The organism is Oleiphilus sp. HI0067, assembly GCF_001635735.1.
The window spans coordinates 1-1,575 of record NZ_LWFI01000083.1; the positions used below are offsets into that span (position 1 = coordinate 1).

Genomic DNA, 1,575 nt, shown 5'->3' on the forward strand with positions numbered 1-1,575 from the left:
TTGTCCTTGGTTAAACGTCTCTAAGGAGGCGGCTGTTTGTTTAGATGAACAAGACGGTTATGTTGATGCGTATTCGCTTGGCAATGCTTATTTAACTGATGCGGTGAGTCATGGCGCCCGACTAGTAGTTGAACGTTTTGCACATTCTTTGATGATAGATGGACAAGGCTGTTTAACAGGGGTGAAGTTTAGTGATGGTGGATGTATTTATGCTGACTCTGTCGTTTTATGTGCAGGCCCATGGAGCACTAAATTTTTATCACATGTTGATGTGATGTTACCGATGGCGCCAGTTCGTAGCCAATATTGGATGGTTGATGGTATTTCATCTCTTGATCGTTTTAGTCCTATTACAGTGATTCCAGACGCCTCTTGTTACACCAGGCCCGATGGTAATGATCTTTTATTTGGTTATCGTGATAGCTCGATGATTTATGGTAGCCCTGAGGAGCTTCCGATTGATCTGTTTGGGTATCAGTTCGATAAGAGCGAAGGTGAACGCGATTTAGAGGAGGCTTTTTTAGCGCTTGAGCCCTTTGTTCCGAGTCTGTTGAATGCCGGGATTAAACACTACACAGCGGGAGTATCTAGTTACACGCTCGACGGGCAGTTTGTTCTTGGTTCGGTTGAGTCCATTCCTAACCTTTATGTTGGAACAGGATGTTGCGGTTCAGGTATCGCGATGAGTGCAGGCTTTGGGAGAGTATTGAGTGAACTTGCGTGCGGATTAACGCCCTATTTGGATATCAGTGCATACGCGCCAGACAGAATGCCTGACGCCATGCCTTTTGATCCTACTTTTCAATATCAATGCGCCGCGGCACGGTCACGAAAAGCGTAAGTAGAGCGGGTTAGCAGCGTCTTTGTAAATTGCACTGCACCATAATACGCGTCGCGATTTCTTCAACGGAATAATCGGTAGTATTCATGCTTGGCAGGCGCTCTCGTCGATACATGAGTTCTACTTCTTCTACTTCGTAATTGCATTGTTTCATCGTTGCGTAACGTGAGTTTGGTTTTCGTTCGTGGCGGATGAGAGACAGACGCTCTGGGTCGATCGTGAGCCCAAACAGTTTCTCGCGATAGTTTTTGAGTGTTGCAGGGAGTTTTTGATCTTCGATGTCTTCCTCAGTAATCGGGTAGTTTGCTGCACGAATCCCGTACTGCATCGCAAGATACAAGCATGTTGGTGTTTTGCCGCTGCGTGATACACCAATTAAGATAACGTCTGCTTCATCATAGTGCTTGGTTCTTGCTCCGTCGTCGTTATGAAGTGCATAGTTGATTGCCTCCATACGATCTTCGTATCCAGAACTTTCGCCAATTCTCGCGCGTCCCACTTCTTCACTAGGTTTGGCATTAAGCTCGTCGGTTAATGGGCCCAAGAATGCTCCAAATACATCGATTTTTAATGCGTTACTGCTAGCGATTATTTTACGAATATCGTCATCGACAAGTGTGTCGAAAACGATTGGTCTCGCGCCATCTATTTCTGCTCTCGCATTAATGCGTTCTACAACTTCTTCTGCTTTTTCGATGGTGTCTACGTAAGGTAGTGTGTCCTTTTCAAACTCA

The 1,575-nt window shown here is 45.5% G+C and carries 2 protein-coding genes; one reads left to right on the forward strand and one right to left on the reverse strand.

Features of this window, described 5'->3' with window-relative positions; translation table 11 throughout:
- Positions 1-841: FAD-binding oxidoreductase (locus A3739_RS01270; RefSeq protein WP_068499927.1), on the forward strand; the 841-nt coding region annotated here is incomplete at its 5' end.
- 10 nt (positions 842-851) lie between these two features.
- Here the strand turns inward: A3739_RS01270 and A3739_RS01275 are convergent.
- Positions 852-1,575: pyruvate, water dikinase regulatory protein (locus A3739_RS01275; protein ID WP_068499931.1), on the reverse strand; the 724-nt coding region annotated here is incomplete at its 5' end.